Origin of the sequence: Vibrio sp. SSH13-20 (assembly GCF_040104475.1) — a bacterium.
GTDB classification, from domain to species: domain Bacteria; phylum Pseudomonadota; class Gammaproteobacteria; order Enterobacterales; family Vibrionaceae; genus Vibrio; species Vibrio harveyi.
Genome location: NZ_JBECOU010000003.1, coordinates 382,811 through 403,252, shown reverse-complemented (window position 1 = coordinate 403,252; position 20,442 = coordinate 382,811). Strand labels below are relative to the sequence as shown.

General features: G+C 44.0%; 18 protein-coding genes. 7 read left to right on the top strand and 11 right to left on the bottom strand.

Annotated elements, in window-relative coordinates:
* Positions 1–121: 121 nt before the first annotated feature.
* Positions 122–622: a transcription/translation regulatory transformer protein RfaH gene (gene rfaH / locus ABMY42_RS10565; protein ID WP_005446384.1), complete on the top strand. Its 501-nt coding sequence runs from the start codon at positions 122–124 to the stop codon at positions 620–622.
* A gap of 111 nt (positions 623–733) precedes the next feature.
* On the opposite strand, the gene asnB is transcribed toward rfaH, so the two are convergent.
* The 4 genes from asnB to nagA all read right to left on the bottom strand — a co-directional run bounded on the left by asnB (position 734) and on the right by nagA (position 6,653).
* Positions 734–2,398: an asparagine synthase B gene (gene asnB / locus ABMY42_RS10560; RefSeq protein WP_009698590.1), complete on the bottom strand. Its 1,665-nt coding sequence runs from the start codon at positions 2,396–2,398 to the stop codon at positions 734–736.
* A 230-nt stretch (positions 2,399–2,628) separates the two neighbouring features.
* Complete coding sequence (locus tag ABMY42_RS10555) at positions 2,629–4,218, bottom strand: cation:proton antiporter family protein (protein WP_005446391.1); 1,590 nt, start codon at positions 4,216–4,218, stop codon at positions 2,629–2,631.
* Between the two features lie 81 nt (positions 4,219–4,299).
* Positions 4,300–5,514, bottom strand: a complete 1,215-nt coding sequence (locus tag ABMY42_RS10550) for an ROK family protein (RefSeq protein ID WP_005446392.1) — start codon at positions 5,512–5,514, stop codon at positions 4,300–4,302.
* 2 nt (positions 5,515–5,516) lie between these two features.
* A complete protein-coding gene (nagA, locus tag ABMY42_RS10545) occupies positions 5,517–6,653 on the bottom strand; it encodes an N-acetylglucosamine-6-phosphate deacetylase (protein WP_005446394.1) in 1,137 nt (378 codons plus the stop codon).
* A gap of 489 nt (positions 6,654–7,142) precedes the next feature.
* Between nagA and nagE the strand changes: the two genes are divergently transcribed.
* Entirely contained in the window at positions 7,143–8,717 is a 1,575-nt protein-coding gene (gene nagE, locus ABMY42_RS10540; RefSeq protein WP_005446396.1) for an N-acetylglucosamine-specific PTS transporter subunit IIBC, read from the top strand.
* A 234-nt stretch (positions 8,718–8,951) separates the two neighbouring features.
* Positions 8,952–10,622, top strand: coding sequence for a glutamine--tRNA ligase (gene glnS, locus ABMY42_RS10535; protein ID WP_005446398.1), 1,671 nt, complete (start codon positions 8,952–8,954; stop codon positions 10,620–10,622).
* Between the two features lie 53 nt (positions 10,623–10,675).
* Here glnS and ABMY42_RS10530 read toward each other — a convergent pair whose 3' ends face one another.
* Together ABMY42_RS10530 and fcrX are read right to left on the bottom strand one after the other, a co-directional pair.
* Positions 10,676–11,263 (bottom strand): type II secretion system protein, encoded by a 588-nt coding sequence (locus ABMY42_RS10530; RefSeq protein ID WP_005446400.1) that lies wholly within the window; start codon positions 11,261–11,263, stop codon positions 10,676–10,678.
* Positions 11,264–11,335: 72 nt separating this feature from the next.
* The gene (gene fcrX / locus ABMY42_RS10525; protein ID WP_005446402.1) at positions 11,336–11,785 is read right to left on the bottom strand and encodes a ferric iron uptake transcriptional regulator FcrX; all 450 of its coding nucleotides are present in this window, start codon (positions 11,783–11,785) and stop codon (positions 11,336–11,338) included.
* A 199-nt stretch (positions 11,786–11,984) separates the two neighbouring features.
* Here fcrX and ABMY42_RS10520 point away from each other — a divergent pair, with 199 nt between their 5' ends.
* Positions 11,985–12,488, top strand: coding sequence for a DUF4442 domain-containing protein (locus ABMY42_RS10520; protein ID WP_349266282.1), 504 nt, complete (start codon positions 11,985–11,987; stop codon positions 12,486–12,488).
* Between the two features lie 55 nt (positions 12,489–12,543).
* Here the strand turns inward: ABMY42_RS10520 and fldA are convergent, their stop codons facing one another.
* From fldA to ABMY42_RS10505, 3 genes are all read right to left on the bottom strand, one after another.
* On the bottom strand, positions 12,544–13,077 hold the full coding sequence (gene fldA, locus ABMY42_RS10515) for a flavodoxin FldA (RefSeq protein ID WP_005446405.1): 534 nt from the start codon (positions 13,075–13,077) through the stop codon (positions 12,544–12,546).
* Positions 13,078–13,125: 48 nt separating this feature from the next.
* Positions 13,126–13,347: a DUF2788 domain-containing protein gene (locus ABMY42_RS10510; protein WP_005446406.1), complete on the bottom strand. Its 222-nt coding sequence runs from the start codon at positions 13,345–13,347 to the stop codon at positions 13,126–13,128.
* Positions 13,348–13,459: 112 nt separating this feature from the next.
* A complete protein-coding gene (locus tag ABMY42_RS10505) occupies positions 13,460–14,227 on the bottom strand; it encodes an alpha/beta fold hydrolase (protein ID WP_349266281.1) in 768 nt (255 codons plus the stop codon).
* Positions 14,228–14,319: 92 nt separating this feature from the next.
* On the opposite strand from ABMY42_RS10505, the gene seqA reads away from it, so the two are divergent.
* Together seqA and pgm are read left to right on the top strand one after the other, a co-directional pair.
* On the top strand, positions 14,320–14,862 hold the full coding sequence (seqA, locus tag ABMY42_RS10500; RefSeq protein ID WP_349266280.1) for a replication initiation negative regulator SeqA: 543 nt from the start codon (positions 14,320–14,322) through the stop codon (positions 14,860–14,862).
* Positions 14,863–14,954: 92 nt separating this feature from the next.
* On the top strand, positions 14,955–16,601 hold the full coding sequence (gene pgm, locus ABMY42_RS10495; RefSeq protein WP_349266279.1) for a phosphoglucomutase (alpha-D-glucose-1,6-bisphosphate-dependent): 1,647 nt from the start codon (positions 14,955–14,957) through the stop codon (positions 16,599–16,601).
* Positions 16,602–16,905: 304 nt separating this feature from the next.
* On the opposite strand, the gene ABMY42_RS10490 is transcribed toward pgm, so the two are convergent.
* On the bottom strand, positions 16,906–17,658 hold the full coding sequence (locus ABMY42_RS10490; protein ID WP_349266278.1) for a DUF1853 family protein: 753 nt from the start codon (positions 17,656–17,658) through the stop codon (positions 16,906–16,908).
* A 132-nt stretch (positions 17,659–17,790) separates the two neighbouring features.
* On the opposite strand from ABMY42_RS10490, the gene ABMY42_RS10485 reads away from it, so the two are divergent.
* The gene (locus tag ABMY42_RS10485) at positions 17,791–18,549 is read left to right on the top strand and encodes a Nif3-like dinuclear metal center hexameric protein (protein ID WP_005446417.1); all 759 of its coding nucleotides are present in this window, start codon (positions 17,791–17,793) and stop codon (positions 18,547–18,549) included.
* A 312-nt stretch (positions 18,550–18,861) separates the two neighbouring features.
* On the opposite strand, the gene ABMY42_RS10480 is transcribed toward ABMY42_RS10485, so the two are convergent.
* Positions 18,862–20,151: a citrate synthase gene (locus ABMY42_RS10480; RefSeq protein ID WP_005446419.1), complete on the bottom strand. Its 1,290-nt coding sequence runs from the start codon at positions 20,149–20,151 to the stop codon at positions 18,862–18,864.
* Positions 20,152–20,442: the final 291 nt, after the last annotated feature.

The following is a 20,442-nucleotide window of genomic DNA, read 5'->3' as shown; positions in this document are numbered from 1 at the left end:
GAAAAAGTGTAAGTTATGCATGTTATGTTTAAGAGGCTTACTGATAGGTTTCTTGAATACCCATGACTCGTTCTAGGCTTAATGCTAGGATGAAATAAAAATATAATTGGCTAGTAATAAAATGAAACGTTGGTATTTATTGTATTGTAAACGAGGAGAGCAAGTTAGGGCGAAGCAACACCTTGAAAACCAAGGAGTAGAGTGTTTTTACCCAACTGTGGAGGTCGAAAAGATCTTACGCGGCAAGCGACAAAAGGTCGAAGAACCATTATTCCCTTGCTATGTTTTTTCTCGATTTGATTATGAACAAGGACCGAATTTTACATCGGTACGTTCCACTCGAGGTGTCGTTGACTTCGTACGCTTCGGAGCACAACCAAAAGAGATTCAAGGTGATCTTGTTTATGAACTAAAGCAGATTGAAAAGTGTGCTGAGGAGCCGACAAGCCCAGAATGTATGCCGAAACCAGGCGATCATGTTCGTGTTATGAACGGACAGTTTGCTGGTATTGATGCGATTTATCACGAACAAGATGGTGAAAAGCGTTCGATTATGTTGGTTCAAATGCTCTCTAAGCGAGTGCCTGTCAGCATTGACAATAATGATTTGGAATTTATGTAAACCAACTCATTGAAAGATCAAAAAGAGGTGCGTAATGCACCTCTTTTTGATCGTGTTAACTTACCAGTGTTCAAGGGCTGGTGACTCAGCCCTATTTAACACGTGATACGATTAGTATGCATCGTTGTGTACGGTTTGAACGGCACGACCTGATGGGTCAACACAGTTTTGGAATGACTCATCCCATTCAATCGCTTTCGCTGAAGAACACGCGACTGATGGGCCACCAGGAACACATTCCGCAGCTGATGGTAGAGGGAACAACTCTTCAAAGATCTCGCGGTATACATAACCTTCTTTAGTTGTAGGTGTGTTGTAAGGGAAGCGGAATTGAGCCGTCTCCATTTGCTGATCTGTTACTTTTTGCTCTGCGACTTCTTTTAGCGTATCAATCCAGCTGTAACCAACACCATCAGAGAACTGTTCCTTCTGACGCCATGCAATCGACTCCGGTAGGTAGTGTTCGAAGCACTCACGTAAAATGTGCTTCTCCATCTTACCGTTGCCACACATCTTATCGGCAGGGTTCAAACGCATTGCTACGTCAATGAACTCCTTATCTAGGAATGGTACACGACCTTCAACACCCCATGCCGCTAGCGATTTGTTTGCACGTGCACAGTCAAACATGTTCAGAGCTAGAAGCTTACGTACGGTCTCTTCGTGGAACTCTTGCGCGTTTGGCGCTTTATGGAAGTATAAGTAGCCACCGAAGATTTCATCAGCACCTTCACCAGAAAGTACCATTTTGATTCCCATTGCTTTGATCTTACGACCCATTAGGAACATAGGTGTTGAAGCGCGGATAGTCGTCACGTCATATGTTTCGATGTGGTAAATCACATCACGAATCGCGTCCAAGCCTTCTTGGATGGTGTACGTCATTTCATGGTGAACCGTACCAATTTGTTCTGCAACTTCGCGAGCGGCTTTCAGATCTGGTGCTCCTTCTAGACCTACAGCGAAAGAGTGCAGCTGTGGCCACCAAGCTTCAGACTTTTCGTCGTCTTCAATACGCATTGCTGCAAATCGTTTTGCTACAGCAGATGTAATCGATGAATCCAGACCACCAGAGAGAAGTACGCCATATGGCACGTCAGTCATTAGTTGGCGTTTTACCGCAGCTTCTAAAGCTTCTGTAAGTTCTTCTTTGCTTGTGCTGTTGCCTTGAACTGCTGCGTACTCATTCCAGTCACGAATGTAGTAACGTTGAGGTTCTGCATCTGCACTGCCGTAGTGACAACCCGGAGGGAACTCGCTCACGGTCTTACATACTGGTACCAGTGCTTTCATTTCTGATGCAACGTAGTAGTTACCATGTTCATCATAACCTTGGTAAAGAGGAATGATACCAATGTGGTCACGACCTACTAAGTACTCGTCTTTTTCTTCATCGTAAAGTACGAATGCAAAAATACCGTTTAGTTCTTCAAGAAGGTCTGCACCCATGTCTTGGTATAGCGCTAGGATAACTTCACAGTCTGAGTCAGTTTGGAATTCGTATTTACCTTCGTAGCGAGCACGAATTTCTTTGTGGTTGTAGATTTCACCGTTTACAGCAAGGATGAGTTTTTTATCAGGGCTGTATAGTGGTTGAGCACCACTATTTAGACCAACGATCGCCAAACGTTCATGCGCAAGAATCGCGCGTTCTGATGAGTAAATACCAGACCAGTCTGGACCGCGGTGACGAAGCTTTTTCGACATCTCAAGTGCGATAGGGCGCAATGCTGCTGCATCGCTCTTAATGTCTAAAATGCCAAATACTGAACACATACAACATCCTTTTTAAACTAAACAATTTTTAATCGGTATAGGTTCAATTTGCCATTCTGAGTAAAAAAAGCAACGTTTGATGATGAAAAAAATGATAAAAAGGCTTGATGATTAGATATTGTTTAAAAATAACCTTAATCTGATGAATGAGATCAAGGTTTGGTTTAAAAAATGCACAAAAAAGCCCTCTTATTAGAAGAGGGCTCAATAAGGATAGTTACGTTTGATGCTTATTTCATCGGTGTAAATTGAGGTTGAAGTTGCTCGCAAACATGGCGTGCGAAACCACTACCAGCTTCGCTATAGATGTTGAATGCGGCGTCGACCCCAGTCTCTAGTAAGCCTTCAAGTTGATCTGGGTATTCGGCAATTGCTGCTATTTGCCCTTTATAGTTTCGGCTTTGAAGCTGTTCAAGCGCGGTTTGGTTACCTTGGTGGTGTGGCATCGCCAATAGGACCAACTTTACGTTTGCTGTATCTAAAATGCGTTCCCAAAAGTCAGGGTCTGTTGCATCGCCTGAAATAACGTTGCGACCTTCAGAGCGGTGTTTATGCGCAGCTTCTTCTCTTACTTCAACACCAAGAGAAACTTTGCCATAGCGAGATCGTAATTCGTCGTAAGCACCGGTGCCAATTCGACCCATACCTAGGATCAATACTTGGGCATGCCCTGGATTGATTAATTGATCTCGTTGGTTCAATTTCTCTGCCGCCGTTTCTTGTAACCATTTGCCCGAGTGTTGGTAGATTTGGTGACCAAGGCGATTTAACGGTGCTGAGATGATAAATGAAATCGAAACAGCCACAGCGATAGCCGCTAGCATGTCACTAGGCATCCAGCCCATCTTGTAAGCCAGTCCACCGACAATCAAACCAAATTCACTGTAGTTGAAAAGAGAAAGAGACGTCAGTAATGAAGTCCGAACACGGAACTTAAAGTGGTTGATAGTAAGGAAATACAGCAGACCTTTGATTGGCAGCAACAAAATGAATAGCAGCGCAAGACCCACACCAGTGAAGCTCAATGATGCTGACAAACCAATATTGAGGAAGAAGCACACGAGGAAGAGCTCTTTCATATTAAAGAGCGATTTTGATAACTCTGATGCTTTACGATGCCCGGCTAGTAACATGCCTAAAATCAGCGCGCCTAAATCTGGCTTCATACCGACGAGTTCAAACAAACCAGCCCCGACGACGAGCGCAAAGAAGATACCAAATAGAACCAGCATCTCGCCGTGACCTACTTTATCTAGGAGTTTGTAGAACAATGGGCGGATAAGAGGGAGAGCAAACAAACCTATCGCATACCACTCCGGAATTTTACCTGTTGAAGCGGTAAGGAAGACCACAGCAAAAATATCCTGCATGACCAGAATACCAATTGCTAGGGTGCCGTAAGTCGCATTCATCTCACCTTTTTCTTGCAGGGTTTTTACCGCGAAGACAGTACTAGAAAAAGACAGAGCGAAAGCCAACAACAGAATCTGGCTGTGTTCCATAGTGGCCAGTGATGACAAACCGAGCAGTTTTAGACCAACGAGAACCAGCGCAAAGAAAAGGGTAGAAAGAATATTGTGCGCGGTTGCGCCACCCCAAATCTCTTTGGAAAGTAGCGTTTTTACGTCCAACTTTAGACCAATAGTGAAAAGCAGCAAGGTCACACCAAGATCAGCAAGCGTGACAATGACGTCATTACTTTGGTAGCCAAACGCGTGAAGACCGAAGCCTGCGAGTAGGAAACCAACCAAGGGCGGAAGGTTACATTTTAGAGCGATGAAGCCGGCGAGAAACGCCGTTGTAATTAGAATAATTTCCATACTATTGAGCTATATTCCTGATATACAAAAACGGGCTGTGAAACCACAGCCCGAGATTGTAACTCAATTGGTTGTATAAACTTAGTCTTCTAGTAACTTTTGTAACAAAACTCCGTTCAACATGGCGCGCTTTATCATTGCGAATGCGCCCATTGTTGGTTGCTTATCAATATGAGAAGCAACAATCGGAAGTTCGTTATGGAAAGTCTTCAAAGATTGGTTTTCAACATTGCGCTGGATTGCTGGGAAAACAATTTCTTCAGCCGCCGTAATGTCACCGGCAATGACGATTTTTTGTGGGTTAAACAAGTTAATCGTAATTGCGATAGCTTTACCAAGTTGGTTGCCTACGCGCACTAAGCTTTGCTTAGCAAGTTCATCGCCGTTCATCGCATGAGTACAAACGTCATCGATTGTGATGTGCTCTAGTTGAGTAAGGCTTGATTCATAGCCCTGTGCAATAAGCTTTTTAACACGTTGTACGATTGCTGGGTTTGCTGCAACCGTTTCTAGACAGCCAAAGTTGCCACATTGGCATTGCTCGCCAAGTGGGTCGATTTGGATGTGACCAATTTCACCGACGTTACGGTTGAAGCCAAGGAATACTTGACCATTGACAATGATGCCGGCACCAGTACCACGGTGAACACTGACAAGAATTGAGTCTTGGCAATCTTGGCTTGCACCAAAGTAATGTTCAGCCAATGCCATACCACGAACATCGTTACCGACAAAACAAGCGGTATTGAACTTTTCACGGATGATTTCACCCAGTGCAAGGTTATCGATGTCTGTATTCGGCATGTATTCCACTACGCCTGTGGTTGGGTTCACCAAACCAGGCAGTGTGATACCGATAGCAATCAGTTGGTCAATTTTATCTTGGCAGCGACTCACGAAGTCCTTTAGCAAGTCAATCAAACCTGCGATAAGGTCTGCTTGATTGGTATAGTGAAGTTCGTGCTGGTCTTCTGCAAGTGCCGTTCCACCTAGGTCGTACAAACAGAATTGCACATAGTCACGACCTAATCGTACAGCGATAGAGTGAAAAGGTTTTACTTCAGTGGTCAACGAGATGGCTCGACGACCACCGGTAGAAGCTTGTTGCGCGACTTCTTTGATCAAGCCGCGCTCTAATAGTTGGCGGGTTATTTTGGTAACACTCGCTGGGGCGAGCTGACTAACATCCGCGACTTGAATACGGGAGATTGGACCTTGTTGGTCAATCAGCCTGTATACCGCAGCACTGTTAAGCTGTTTTACTAAATCTACATTACCAATCTGTCCGCCATTCATGCTTAATTTTGCTCGTATTGTCCGTTAACAACCGTCGCTTTTACATTGAAGTCACGATCGAAAATGGTCAGGTTAGCTACCATTCCTTTTCGAACTCGGCCAAGACGCTCCTCAACACCGATTGCGGTTGCTGGGTAAAGCGTAGCCATTCGTAGAGCTTCTTCTAAAGCGATGCCTGCGTGCTCAACTGAATTCTGAACTGCTTCAATCATAGTCAGAGCTGAGCCGCCTAGTGTGCCATTTTCATCAACACACTTACCATCTCGGTAATATACTTTCTTACCGACAAAAATAAAGTGATCAATGTTAGCACCTGCTGGAGCTGTGGCATCCGTCACCAAAACAAGCTTTTCGCCTTTGATCTTATGAGCGATTCGGATGTTTGCGTAATCAACGTGAAAACCATCAGCGATGATACCAGCGTAGACTTCAGGGGTGTCATAAATCGCACCAACTACACCTGGTTCACGGCCAACCATCGGTGTCATCGCGTTGAATAGGTGAGTTGCGAATGTGATGCCTGCATCGAAACCTTGGCGAGCTTCTGCATAAGTTGCATTCGTGTGGCCGATAGAAACAACAATGCCAGCTGCTTTCAAGCGTGCAATGTGCTCAGGATCATTTTGTTCTGGTGCAAGCGTTACTTTCGCGATGATGTCTGCGTTAGCACAGATTAGATCGATCATACCGTCATCAGAAGGGCGGATGAAGTCAACGCTATGAATACCTTTTTTCGCTACGTTAAGGTACGGACCTTCAAGATGCAGACCTAGCGATTGGTTTTGGTATTTGTTGTGGTACTCGCGAGCAGCAGTGATAGCAGCACGCATATCTTCGTCTGAAGATGTGATTAGGGTAGGTAGGAAGCTTGTACAACCCGACTTTAGGTTAGCTTCATGCATGATCTGCATTGTTTCTGGTGTGATTTCGTCGTTAAGCATCACACCACCACAGCCATTTAGCTGTAGGTCGATAAAACCAGGGCTTAGATTAGCACCGTCCAGGTCTTTTACTTCAATACCTTCTGGTAGTTGAGTCACTGGTACAACTGATTGAATCTGGTCATTGTCGATGATGACAGCATGATCGGTAAGAACATCACTACCGGTATAGATTTTACAGTTACTTAGCGCGTACATAGTCAGCTAGTCCTTATAGATGAGAATTCATTTTCTGTCCCGTTATCTAACTGGTGACTCTATGAGTCAGGCTGGTACTTAGTTTGTATCACTGAATTAGATAACGAGTCACATACAGCAAGTCGCGTTTTATCGATGTCATTATCAGAGTAACTAACTGAAAAATAATAAATGAATTAGTTTTTATGATTGTTTTCCAGAGCGAAGTTACTGCGAATCATCTGTAGAGATACCAAAATAACACTGATTCTGTCTTGCATAAAGTACGAGAATCTTATCTCTAAAACGCCATTTTTTCGTATAATAAAATAAGTTTTATGATCTCGCTAGCAAAAACCTTCTGAATGACCAATTTCTGGTGATTATGATCACAAACAATGAGGTTTTAATTTGCGGAGCAAAATTAATATCATAAACTGATAGCGACTAAATTGAACGACTGAAATAAGTCATTCAACAAAACATAAAATCCTATAGGGGGAACTTAAGGTGAATATTCTTGGATACGCGCAGAAGTTAGGTAAAGCTCTTATGCTTCCTATCGCAACGCTTCCAGTTGCAGCGCTTTTACTACGTTTGGGTCAGCCTGACCTTTTAGATATTGCGTTTATGGCATCTGCTGGTAATGCAATCTTTAGTCAACTTCCACTACTATTCGGTCTAGGTATCGCGATTGGTCTTTCTAAAGACGGTCAAGGTGCTGCAGGTCTAGCTGGTGCAGTTGCTTACTTCGTTCTTACTGCGACAGCAGCAACGATCGATGCAAGCGTTAACATGTCATTCTTCGGCGGTATCATTGCAGGTATCATCGCTGGTCACTCTTACAACGCTTTCCACGCTACTCGTCTACCTGAGTGGTTGGCATTCTTCTCTGGCAAACGTCTAGTACCAATCATGGCGGGTCTATTCTCGCTAGTTGCTGGTGCAATTGCTGGTGTTGTATGGCCAACAATCCAAGGCGGTCTTGACGCGTTAGCGCACGCAGTTTCTACTTCTGGTGCTATCGGTCAATTCGTATACGGTACGCTTAACCGTGCACTAATCCCTGTAGGTCTACACCACGTACTAAACTCGTACTTCTGGTTCGGTATGGGTACGTGTCAAGAAGTTCTAGTATCTGGCGCAACAGCGGCGGGTCAAGCGCTTCCTGCTCTACAACAGCTTTGTGTTGACCCAGCTCTAGCTAAGACTCTTGTTGCTGGTCAAACTCACACATTCGAATTCGCTAACTCTGTAACTCCAGAAATCACAGCAACAGTTAAAGAAGTAACTGAAACTCTGAAATCTGGTGACCTACACCGCTTCTTCGGCGGCGATAAGAGCGCTGGTGTATTCATGAACGGTTTCTTCCCTGTAATGATGTTCGGTCTACCTGGTGCAGCACTTGCTATGTACCTAGCAGCTCCGGTTGAGAAGCGTAGCCAAGTTGGTGGTGCACTATTCTCAGTAGCATTCTGTTCATTCCTAACAGGTATCACTGAACCTCTAGAGTTCATGTTCGTGTTCCTAGCTCCTGCTCTATACGCTATCCACGCTGTATTTACAGGTCTATCTCTAGTACTTGCAAACATGCTTGGCACGCTACACGGCTTTGGTTTCTCTGCAGGTCTAATCGACTTCGTACTGAACTACGGTCTAGCAACTAAGCCTCTAGTACTACTTGCTCTAGGTTTGGCTTTCGGTGCTCTATACTTCTTCACATTCAGCTTCGCAATCCGCGCTTTCAACCTGAAATCGCCAGGTCGTGAAGATGACGAAGATGAAACATCTGCAGCTCCTGCTGGTGATGCAGCAAAAGGTGACCTAGCTCGTCAATACCTAAAAGCGCTAGGTGGTCACGACAACCTAACTTCAATCGACGCGTGTATCACTCGTCTACGTCTAACACTTAAGGATCGCTCTGTTGCAGACGAAGCAGTACTTAAGAAATTAGGCGCGAAAGGTGTTGTTAAGCTAGGCGAAAACAACCTTCAAGTTATCCTTGGTCCTCTTGCAGAAATCGTTGCTGGTGAAATGAAAGCAATCGGTGCAGGTGAAGACCTATCAGATGTAAAACTTCCTTAATTACATCTTAATGACTCTCTATAAAGACCTCCTTCGGGAGGTCTTTTTTTGTTTATACGGATTTAATATGCTGCGCTTTCAAGCGAAGAACAGAAATATTCCCGTTTTAACGACGGTTCTTGTTGTCTAATCGCTAAGAATTGTGGATCATTAGGAACAATGCACTCTGTAAACCGAGTAAGGCTACGGAGTACTGTTTTCTCTGACAATACTAATATTTTTGAGGTGCTATAGATGAGTGAAGCTGATGCTCGTCCATCAAACTTTATTCGCCAGATCATTGATAAAGATCTAGCGGATGGTAAACACACTAGCGTGCATACTCGATTCCCGCCGGAGCCAAATGGCTACCTGCATATCGGTCATGCTAAGTCTATCTGTTTGAACTTCGGTATTGCTCAGGACTACCAGGGTCAATGTAACTTACGTTTCGACGATACAAACCCTGAAAAAGAAGACATCGAATACGTTGAGTCTATCAAGAAAGATGTAAACTGGTTGGGCTTCGAGTGGGATGGTGAAGTATGTTACTCATCAAACTACTTCGACAAGCTTTACGAATATGCAATTGAATTGATTAATAAAGGCTTAGCGTACGTTGATGAGCTAAGTCCTGAGCAGATTCGTGAATACCGCGGTACGCTAACGGCTCCGGGTAAACCAAGCCCATACCGTGATCGTCCAATCGAAGAAAACCTAGCGCTATTTGAAAAAATGCGTGCAGGTGAGTTCGAAGAAGGTAAAGCGTGTTTACGTGCGAAGATCGACATGGGTTCTTCATTCATGGTAATGCGTGACCCAGTTATTTACCGTGTACGTTTTGCGACTCACCACCAGACTGGTGATAAGTGGTGCATTTACCCAATGTACGACTTCACACACTGTATCTCTGATGCGCTAGAGGGCATTACGCACTCTATTTGTACTCTAGAGTTCATGGATAACCGTCGTCTGTACGACTGGGTTCTAGACAACATCACGATTGATTGTCGTCCACACCAGTACGAATTCAGCCGCCTAAATCTTGAATACACAGTGATGTCTAAGCGTAAGCTAAACCAACTAGTGACTGAGAAATTGGTTGATGGTTGGGATGACCCACGTATGCCTACAGTGTCTGGTTTGCGTCGTCGTGGCTTCACATCAGCATCTATTCGTGAATTCTGTAAGCGCATCGGCGTAACGAAGCAAGAGAACATGATTGAGTTCGGTTCACTCGAATCTTGTATTCGTGATGATCTAAACGAAAACGCACCACGTGCGATGGCTGTTCTAGATCCAGTTAAGATCGTTATCGAGAACTTCGAAGCAGGCGCGGTAGAGACGCTGACTGTTGCTAACCATCCAAACAAACCTGAGATGGGTGAGCGTGAAGTGCCATTCACTCGTGAAGTTTGGATCGAGCGCGAAGACTTCCGTGAAGAAGCAAACAAGAAATACAAGCGTCTTGTTCTAGGTAAAGAAGTTCGTCTACGTGGCGCATACGTGATCAAAGCTGAGCGCATCGAAAAAGACGCAGAAGGTAACATCACGACAATCTTCTGTACTTACGATGCTGAAACGCTAGGTAAGAACCCTGCAGATGGTCGTAAAGTGAAAGGCGTAATTCACTGGGTATCAGCAGACAAAGCATTGCCTGCAGAAATCCGCATGTACGATCGTTTGTTCACAGTACCAAACCCAGCGGCTGCGGATGACTTTGCTGCGACAATCAACCCAGAATCACTAGTGGTTCTAAACGGTTTTGTTGAGCCAAGCCTAGTAAACGCAGAAGCGGAAACAGGTTATCAGTTTGAGCGTATGGGTTACTTCTGTGCAGATTCAAAAGACTCTTCAGCAGAGAACCTAGTATTCAACCGTACGGTTGGTCTACGTGATACTTGGGCGAAAATCGAGAACCAATAATCTCAATCCTTCGCTAATAAAAATGCCAGCATCATTGCTGGCATTTTTGTTTGTTATTCCAGTCTAGTTGGTTTTGATGTCGTGACGCTGCCTGTTTTTGAGTCATACCATATGACGAAGCTAGAGTTATCAGGATTGCGATCGTAACCTTTTTTAGTAAAGGTATAATAACAAACAGATTGGTGGGATTCTTTGTCTTGGACTCGTCGGGTAATAAAATCAAACCTATCGTTCGCGTTACGATTATTTGATAGAGAGTATTCGTTGCCGAGTAAAGCTTGCCACACGGCAATACAACCAGCATTCCCTTGTCCTATGTTATACGGGTTGCCAATCACGCCATTTCTGTTGCCCTTGTTAGTGCCAAGCGGAAAGCCAAACTCATTTACATCCAGTTCGCCACCACCATATCCATCGATATCTGTTTGAGCTTCCTGTGTTCCACCATTGACTAACCATTGGCTTTGGGTAAATCGCACGCCTGTTTCGAATTGGTCAGCGATGGATTCCATTTTTGCTTGATACGCATCGTCTTGGAGGTTTAAAAAACGGGGAGCTGCAACAACAGCTAGGATGCCGAGAATGACGATCGCAATGATAAGTTCTAGTAGGGTAAAGCCTTGAGGGTTCCTTCTCTTCATTGCTCTTCTCCATAAAAAAACGTCAGCCTTAGCTGACGTTTTACTATGTTTATCAATAAAAAGAAATACTTCTTATTTTACAGGTTTGTGTGCGTCTGGATTATCTTTGCAAGAACCGTCGCTGCATTTACCGTATAGGTATAAGCTGTGGTTAGTCAACGTCACGTTGTACTTAGCGGCGATTTCTTTTTGACGTTGCTCAATAACATCGTCAGAAAATTCAATAACTTCACCACAATCCAGACAAACAAGGTGGTCGTGGTGGTGTTGCGTTGATAATTCAAAAACTGATTTGCCGCCCTCAAAGTGGTGACGAGTTACAATACCAGCATCATCGAATTGGTTGAGTACACGATAAACGGTTGCAAGACCAATCTCTTCACCGAGATCAATCAGCTTTTTGTACAAATCTTCAGCACTGATGTGCTGGCAGTCTGGCTGCTGAAGTACTTCTAGAATTTTTAGCCTCGGAAGGGTTACTTTTAAGCCCGCATCCTTCAGCGCCTGATTATTGTCTGACATATACTTTCCCGTTGGATCATCTGCAGCGATTTAACAGAATTCAATATTCCTACCATTATAGGCGAAGCGTTCGAAACATTAAACCACGAACTTCAAAGGGTTAATAGATTCTTTTTGTAAATTAGAAACAGGTCGATTATATTACAGATCAGACCAGTTACAAGTTGATAACATCAGAATCGCAAAGACATGGAAAGTTATGAATAAGCGACTTGCTAAGATATATAAACCGGGAATTGTGAAATTTGCGCTCAATATTTGGCCGCCATTTTGGGGGGCGGGTATTAAAATCTTACATATTTCTGAAGACTTTCGAACGGTTAAAGTACGTTTGAAGTTGAGATGGTGGAATAAAAATGCCAATCGCACTCAATATGGAGGGAGCATTTTTTCCCTGACTGATCCTATCTACTCGCTGATGCTTATGGGCATTCTGCGTGAAGAATATTATGTATGGGACAAAGAGGCGAGCATCAACTTTATCAAGCCAGGACAAAGTGATTTGTTTGCTGAATTTGAGGTGACGGAAGGAGTGCTGGACGACATCTATCAGATGACGCGCAATGGAGAAAAATGTTTCCCTGAGTTTATTACCCACGTCAAAGATAAGGAAGGCAATGTGGTCTCTGAAGTTCAGCGCAAATTGTATGTACGCAAGAAACCACAATTCCGCGAAGAAGAAATTGCCACTGAGGCATCTTGATTACCACATACAAAAAGACCTCCAGAGTGGAGGTCTTTTTAATGAATGCTTTTAATTAGCCTTCAAGCTCAGCTAGGCACATCTCTTCGTAGATTTGCTTAACCCAGTTTTCAACACGTTCATCAGTAAGTTCTGGTTGACGGTCTTCATCGATACATAGACCTACAAACTGGCTATCATCACCTTCTACAAGTGCTTTAGATGCTTCGAACTCGTAACCTTCAGTTGAAGTGTGACCCAGAATAGTGCCACCTTTCGCTTCAACGATATCACGTACTGTACCCATTGCATCACAGAAGTACTCTGCGTAATCTTCTTGGTCACCACAACCGAAGATAGCAACTAGCTTTGTCGAGAAGTCGATTTGCTCAAGTTCAGGGAAGAAGTCATCCCAGTCACATTGTGCTTCGCCGTAGTACCAAGTCGGGATACCTAGAAGCAGAAGATCAAAGTTATCAATGTCTTCTTTGCTGCTTTTTGCGATGTCTTGGACGTGAACTAGTTGTTTACCTAGTTGCTTTTGAATCATCTTTGCAACGGCTTCAGTATTACCTGTGTCGCTACCGAAGAAGATACCTACACTTGCCATAGAGTCTATACCTTTACATTGTTTGTTACTGGCTATGGGATAGAGAGCTTAACCGAGCCCTGTGCCTTCCCAACTGAGCTGAATCAGACCTTTCGCAATGAAGCCAGCGCAGCCAAGGAAAAGAACCAACCACACAATACGACGACCGAAAACAGGTACGTTACCTTGTTTTAGTACATCTTTTATTGCCATCCCGATGAAAAAGAAGATAGCAGCAAAAAGAAGATCGAGCCCGATCGACTCGAGCATGTCCATATAGTCGTATAGCATTGTCGTCCTTCATGCCAAAAATTCTTGGGCGCACTATACCACTGTTAAACCGTAAAGTTAATGCACAACAAGAAGGGTTATTTCAATAATCTGGCGTTGTTTTCCGAATTTGTTAACTGGAAATATATTTCCTGATCACCCGCATAACTTCTGCTGGTTTTTCTGCATGTAACCAGTGTCCTGTGTTAGCAATAATGTGCGCTTTTGCATTGTTAAACTGACGCTTAACTGCAGCCTGGTGCTCTGGCATCAAGTAGTCGGAATCGCCGCCTTTAACAAATAGAGTTGGAATGTCTGTGGGTGCGATGTCATTCCAACCGATGATGCTGTCGTAGTTGTTCAGTAAGCCCGTGACGTTAAAACGCCAATCCATTTTGTTCCCGTTTTTATATAGGGACTTTGACAAGAATTGTCTGACTCCATCCATCTCGATGTGTTGAGCGAGAATATCCATAGTTTGTTGTCGATTGGCTGGTTGTTCCTCGATTACTGCTCGCAAGCCATTAAATACATTGTCATGACGGTTGGTTTGATAAGCCACAGGAGCCATGTCTAATACAATCAGCTGTTTGACGAATTCAGGTGCGACATCTGCGAGTTTCATCGCTACTTTGCCACCCATTGAGTGACCAATAACTAACGCTGGCTCGATGTTTAAATGGTGAAGTAAATCAGCAATATCTTGTGCCATCACTTCGTAATTGTGTGTATCTGAATGGAAAGAAAGACCATGATTTCGGAGATCAATGCTGATCACTGAGTGATCTTGAACGAGATCGCGAGCCAGTAAACCTAGATTACTGAAACTGCCAAATAATCCATGAATCAAAACAACCGTTTGGCCTTGCCCTTCCTGCTTATAGTTGAGTAATGCTGACATTTTATCTTATTCGTGATGGGTTTAACGTGGAGTATCCGCGAGGATCTCGTTATAATCCCCCAAAGTTTAAACATTGAGAATGTGAAAAGCGAATGAAAACAATTGAGGTTGATGAGGATCTATACCGTTACATTGCAGGTCAAACCAAGCATATCGGTGAAAGTGCCTCGGATATTTTACGACGCCTTTTGAACCTTGATGGTCAGTTGCAGGAAGCAGTCATTGCACCTGTAGTAGAAAAGCCACAAGGGATTGTAGTAAGTAAAGATGCAGGTAAAGCAGAATCAGTAGATACCGTAAAAGAGATGCGTTCTCTACTTATCTCTGATGAGTTTGCTGGTCTTAAGAAAGCGATTGATCGCTTCATGTTGGTACTATCAACCTTACACAAACTAAATCCAGAGAGTTTCTCCCAAGCGACAAAAGTGAAGGGACGCAAACGTGTTTACTTTGCTGATAACGAAGAGACTCTACTAGCAAATGGTAACACTACCAAACCTAAAGCAATTCCTGGTACGCCATTTTGGGTAATCACTAACAACAACACCAGTCGTAAACGACAAATGGTGGAGCAGGTGATGACGCACATGGAATTCCAGCCTGACTTAATAGAGAAAGTAACAGGTTCAATCTAAGAAACCTGATAGAAGCCTCATAATGTGTAGCGTGTAGCGGATATTATGAGGCTTTTTTGATTATATTTGTATTTAAAGAAAGGATGTCAAACATGGCTATGCACCCTCGTGCTGGGCAAAAAGCGCAGCAGGAAGATCTTCACAATATCCCAGCACTCGTTGCTAATTACTTCTTACTTCAGCCAGATGCAACTAATGCAGAACATAAAGTTCAATTTGGTACTTCTGGTCATCGCGGTACTGCAGACAAACACACTTTTAACGAAAACCACATCTTAGCGATTGCTCAAGCGGTAGCGGAAGTTCGTGCAGAACAAGGCACAACGGGTCCATTGTTTGTGGGGAAAGACACTCACGCGCTTTCTGAGCCTGCTTTTTCAAGTGTGGTTGAAGTATTGATTGCAAACGGTGTACAAGTGATTGTGCAGCAAGACAACGGCTACACACCAACGCCGGGTATTTCTCATGCGATCCTGACTTACAACATCAAGCACGATGATAAGGCAGATGGCATCGTGATCACACCATCTCACAACCCACCACAAGACGGCGGTATCAAATACAATCCGACTCACGGTGGTCCTGCAGAAGCTGAACTGACTCAAGCGATCGAAGATCGTGCAAATGCGCTAATTGCCGAAGGTCTACAAGGTGTTAAACGCTTACCTCTAGCAGAAGCAAAAGCATCGGATCTGTTTGTAGAGATGGACTTGCTGAAACCGTACATCGATGACCTAGTTAATGTTATCGATATGGAAGCAATCCAAAAAGCAAACTTGAAAATTGGTGTTGATCCATTGGGTGGTAGCGGTATTGATTACTGGCGTCAAATTGGTCAGGTGTACAACCTAGACCTAACGCTAGTAAGTGAAGCGATTGATCCTTCTTTCCAATTCATGTCTCTCGATAAAGATGGCGTTGTACGTATGGATTGTTCTTCTCCTTACGCAATGGCTGGTCTATTGGCATTGAAAGATGAATATGATTTAGCTTTTGGTAATGACCCTGACTACGACCGTCACGGTATCGTTACGCCAAAAGGTTTGATGAACCCGAACCACTTCTTAGCGGTTTGTATTGACTACCTATACCGTCATCGCGATGCGTGGGGCAAAGATGTTGCTGTTGGTAAAACGCTAGTATCAAGTGCTCTTATTGACCGTGTTGTGGCTGATTTAGGTCGTGAACTGTGCGAAGTACCAGTCGGTTTCAAATGGTTTGTTGATGGTCTATACACTGGTAAGTTCGGCTTCGGCGGTGAAGAAAGTGCTGGTGCGTCTTTCCTTCGTAAAGATGGTACGCCTTGGTCAACAGACAAAGATGGCATCTTGTTATGTCTTCTAGCGGCAGAGATCACTGCGGTAACGGGTAAGAACCCGCAAGATTACTATGAGGAGCTAGCTGCGAAGCATGGTGAGTCTAAGTACAACCGTATTCAAGCTGTAGCGAATGGTCCGCAAAAAGACGTACTGAAGAAGCTTTCACCTGAAATGGTAGCGGCTGAAACACTAGCAGGTGATGCAATCACTGCTCGTCTAACGCACGCTCCTGGTAACGGTGCTGCAATTGGTGGTCTTAAAGTCACGACCGCTAATGGTTGGTTCGCAGCTCGTCCATCAGGCACTGAAGACATCTACAAAATTTACTGTGAAAGCTTCAAAGGTGAAGAGCACCTAAAACAAATCGAAGCTGAAGCACAAGAAATCGTTAATCAAGTATTTGCAGCCGCTGGTTTGTAACTTAAGCGATTATTGTTTGAAAGGGTCGACTTTGTGTCGACCCTTTTTTGTTTGTGAAGAGGTAATGCTTCGCTTCAAGATTCGAAGGAGCTTCGCTTGGAGAGGCGAGCAAAAAGAAAGGGAGCCCAACTCGTTCGTTTCTCCCTTGTGAAGGTGATGAACTGGATATACTGGACCTCGGCAGCGTCATTCCCGAAAGCGGCGAAAGGTTGTGGTCGAGAATCTTTCTTATAACCGGAAATGTCGAGATTAGCTCGTTGAAAGAACTTGTCCCTAAAAAGACAAAATAAAATGTCTTTCGTTTTTAATTGGGCCACGTATCCGGTACAACAAACCAAAACTGACCGTCCTTTGTCTGCGCGTGAACAAACCTATCAGATGGTTTGTCGATTGGATCCAAGAATTCCTCATTACCAGTTGCCCAGAGCGGTTTAGGAAGTGCGTAAAGTGGCTGTTTAATTTGTTCCCATTGGCTTTGATAACACCAGAAACCAGATATTTGTATAGGGTCTAATTCATAACCTAAACAGGTTGTAGGGATAGGCTCTTTTGAAAAAGGGTTTACGTACAGACGTCCCTGCATTAGTAAATGTTCACTCGGTTCACTGTTTAGCGGTAGTTGCAGACGAAACTCTTCCCTTTGGCTCATTTTTAGCTGGTGGTTGAGCATGCGTTCGAGCTTTTTGTGCAGTTGGTCGTGAGCATTCGGTCCATACCAAACGCCTTGATGAAGTAAGTAGAATTTAATTGCGACTTCCCAATGCTCATGTTGATTACTTTCTACATCTTTTAAGATCAGATCGACAGCACCAATGGTTCGCCCAGTGGCGTCATTTAATTGAATCTCTTCAGCAACCAGTTCATAACGAGGCGAACAGGTTAGCAACTTGGTGCAAAGGTACTGATACAGAAAACCAAGGCGAGGGTTTCCATCATATTCTTCATTGTCTGGCAGAGCCTGCGTCTGAATATCTTTGACAGTGACAAAAGGGGGCTTAAGTTTGAAAAGTGGAGAGGTGTCAGCAATCCATTGTTGGAAACGTTGTAGTGAATTCATCCATTATCCTTGTTGTCACGGGTAAAGCCTTTCTATTGTATCTAAATTTGTTTGAGTTGGGGATGTCACAACTGGCATCTGGATTGCGGTTCGATATACACTTTGCTCAAGCCACAAGTATTGGAAGTAATAATGAATAATTTACAGTTAGAAAAGATCCTCAACGAGAAATTGTCACCGCAACTTATCAAAGACTACGCGCCAAATGGAATGCAAGTAGAAGGTAAATCAGAAATCAAACGTATCGTAACTGGTGTCACTGCTTCACAAGCCTTGATCAATAAAGCCATCGAGTTGGAAGCTGATGCTCTGCTTGTGCATCATGGGTACTTTTGGAAAGGTGAACCAGAGCCTATTCGTGGTATGAAAGGTAAGCGCATTCGTAGTTTGATTAAAAACGACATCAACCTTTACGGCTACCACTTACCGTTAGATATTCACCCAGAACTCGGCAATAACGCTGAGCTTGCTCGTTTGTTGAATATCTCGGTTGAAGGTGGGTTAGAAGGTCACCCTCAGTCCGTGGCGATGTTTGGTCGTTTAAAACAAGCGATGACAGGTGCTGAGTTTGCGAACAAAATTAATCAAGTCCTAAACCGTGAACCTTTGCATATCGCACCTGAAAATGCAGACAAAATGATTGAGACCGTCGGTTGGTGTACTGGCGGTGGTCAAGATTTTATTGAGCTTGCCGCTCAGCACGGATTAGATGCGTTTATTTCGGGTGAGATCTCAGAACGAACAACTTACACCGCTCGTGAGTTAGACATTCATTATTTCTCTGCGGGTCACCATGCTACAGAACGTTACGGTATTAAGGCGTTGGGTGAATGGTTGGCGCAAGAGCACGGGTTAGATGTCACGTTTATCGATATTGATAATCCAGTATAGACGGGACGGACTTCATCCTTCGTGATACGGGGACGCTCTGCTTTCTAAACAGAGAGAAAGAGCAGATCCCCGACTCACTTGTGCCTCGCTCATAAAGAAGACGAAAACTCTGAAGTCTTCACGACGTCATCTCCGATTGTGAGGTAGGAGCAACGTCAGGAATTTCTTGTGTAATAGCTGTAAGAGCGTAGAGAAATAGTCTCTCGATGCGACGCATTTCATAGAACGCTGCGTGTTCTCATCTCTTCAAATAAAGAAAGGGTTGACGCTTTCACGTCAACCCCAACTCTTTCCGATTATCGATTCTAACGGTTATTCACGCTCGTGCAGTGGAGAGAACTCACGCTGAGTTTCACCTGTGTATAGCTGACGAGGACGACCGATTCGGTTTAGTGGGTCGCTGTGCATTTCGTTCCAGTGAGCGATCCAACCGATAGTACGAGAAATCGCGAAGATTACCGTAAACATCGATACAGGAATGCCGATCGCTTTTAGGATGATACCTGAGTAGAAGTCTACGTTCGGGTAAAGCTTCTTAGACACGAAGTATTCGTCAGAAAGTGCAATACGCTCAAGCTCCATTGCTACGTCTAGTAGTGGATCTTTAATGTTTAGCTCTTTTAGAACTTCGTGACATGTTTCGCGCATAACTGTAGCGCGTGGATCGTAGTTTTTGTAAACGCGGTGACCAAAGCCCATTAGACGGAATGGGTCATCTTTGTCTTTTGCACGTTCAACGTACTCAGGAATGTTCTCTACACTGCCGATCTCTTCAAGCATCTTCAGACATGCTTCGTTTGCACCACCGTGTGCAGGACCCCATAGAGAAGCAATACCTGCGGCAATACATGCGAATGGGTTCGCTCCAGAAGAACCAGATAGACGAACGGTCGATGTTGATGCGTTTTGTTCGTGATCTGCGTGAAGCGTAAAGATTTTATCCATCGCACGAGCAACAACAGGGTTTACTTCGTATTCTTCACATGGGTTTGCGTACATCATGTGTAAAAAGTTTTCTGCGTAGCTTAGGTCGTTACGAGGGTAGATAAATGGCTGACCGATTGAGTACTTGTAACACATCGCCGCCAATGTTGGCATTTTCGATAGCAGACGGTACGCCGCAATTTCACGGTGTTCGTCGTTGTTGATATCTAGTGAATCGTGGTAGAAGGCCGCTAGTGCACCAACTACACCACACATTACTGCCATTGGGTGAGCGTCGCGACGGAAGCCATGGAAGAAGCTTGCGATTTGCTCGTGCACCATTGTATGGCGAGTAACCGTTGTTTTGAATTGCTCGTATTGCTCACGGGTAGGGGCTTCGCCATAAAGCAGGATGTAACATACTTCCAAGTAATCTGCGTTATTGGCTAATTGGTCAATTGGGTAACCGCGGTGCAAAAGAATACCTTTGCCGCCGTCGATGTACGTGATTGACGATTCACAAGATGCAGTGGCAAGAAAACCTGGGTCAAAAGTAAAGTAACCATTGGCTCCCAGTTTACGAACATCAATCACAGGTGTACCTAGCGTACCGTCCATAATTGGCAGTTCGATCGGCGCATGACCTTCAACATGAAGGGTAGCTTTCTTATCCGCCATAACAATCTCCTTTGTTTATTATTTAATCCGTCCAGGATGTTTATGTGCCATTTTTGTACTGTTGTTAAAGCTTAAAGTCAATTTTTCTCCATTTTTGTGTGCACTTGTTATGATTTTTCTCATGAAAATCGTTAAAAATCTGTTCTATGTAGCATAATTTGTTACATCAATTGTATTAGAATGTTGCTAGCCGTATATTGGCACAGAAAATTTTAGTTAAATCCTTATAAATTCGGGGCTAGAAACAAAAGTGAGGTTTGTTTGTGGACTCCGGTTGTTAACAAAGTGTTT

Bases quoted from the DNA above. Each gene is read 5' to 3' on its own strand.
- rfaH (WP_005446384.1), top strand. From the start codon at position 122: ATGAAACGTTGGTATTTATTGTATTGTAAACGAGGAGAGCAAGTTAGG.
- ABMY42_RS10480 (WP_005446419.1), bottom strand. From the start codon at position 20,151: ATGGCGGATAAGAAAGCTACCCTTCATGTTGAAGGTCATGCGCCGATC.
- ABMY42_RS10490 (WP_349266278.1), bottom strand. From the start codon at position 17,658: ATGAATTCACTACAACGTTTCCAACAATGGATTGCTGACACCTCTCCA.
- ABMY42_RS10530 (WP_005446400.1), bottom strand. From the start codon at position 11,263: ATGAAGAGAAGGAACCCTCAAGGCTTTACCCTACTAGAACTTATCATT.
- ABMY42_RS10505 (WP_349266281.1), bottom strand. From the start codon at position 14,227: ATGTCAGCATTACTCAACTATAAGCAGGAAGGGCAAGGCCAAACGGTT.
- ABMY42_RS10510 (WP_005446406.1), bottom strand. From the start codon at position 13,347: ATGCTATACGACTATATGGACATGCTCGAGTCGATCGGGCTCGATCTT.
- fcrX (WP_005446402.1), bottom strand. From the start codon at position 11,785: ATGTCAGACAATAATCAGGCGCTGAAGGATGCGGGCTTAAAAGTAACC.
- nagA (WP_005446394.1), bottom strand. From the start codon at position 6,653: ATGTACGCGCTAAGTAACTGTAAAATCTATACCGGTAGTGATGTTCTT.
- ABMY42_RS10555 (WP_005446391.1), bottom strand. From the start codon at position 4,218: ATGGAAATTATTCTAATTACAACGGCGTTTCTCGCCGGCTTCATCGCT.
- ABMY42_RS10520 (WP_349266282.1), top strand. From the start codon at position 11,985: ATGAATAAGCGACTTGCTAAGATATATAAACCGGGAATTGTGAAATTT.
- ABMY42_RS10485 (WP_005446417.1), top strand. From the start codon at position 17,791: ATGAATAATTTACAGTTAGAAAAGATCCTCAACGAGAAATTGTCACCG.
- pgm (WP_349266279.1), top strand. From the start codon at position 14,955: ATGGCTATGCACCCTCGTGCTGGGCAAAAAGCGCAGCAGGAAGATCTT.
- seqA (WP_349266280.1), top strand. From the start codon at position 14,320: ATGAAAACAATTGAGGTTGATGAGGATCTATACCGTTACATTGCAGGT.
- glnS (WP_005446398.1), top strand. From the start codon at position 8,952: ATGAGTGAAGCTGATGCTCGTCCATCAAACTTTATTCGCCAGATCATT.
- ABMY42_RS10550 (WP_005446392.1), bottom strand. From the start codon at position 5,514: ATGAATGGCGGACAGATTGGTAATGTAGATTTAGTAAAACAGCTTAAC.
- asnB (WP_009698590.1), bottom strand. From the start codon at position 2,398: ATGTGTTCAGTATTTGGCATTTTAGACATTAAGAGCGATGCAGCAGCA.
- fldA (WP_005446405.1), bottom strand. From the start codon at position 13,077: ATGGCAAGTGTAGGTATCTTCTTCGGTAGCGACACAGGTAATACTGAA.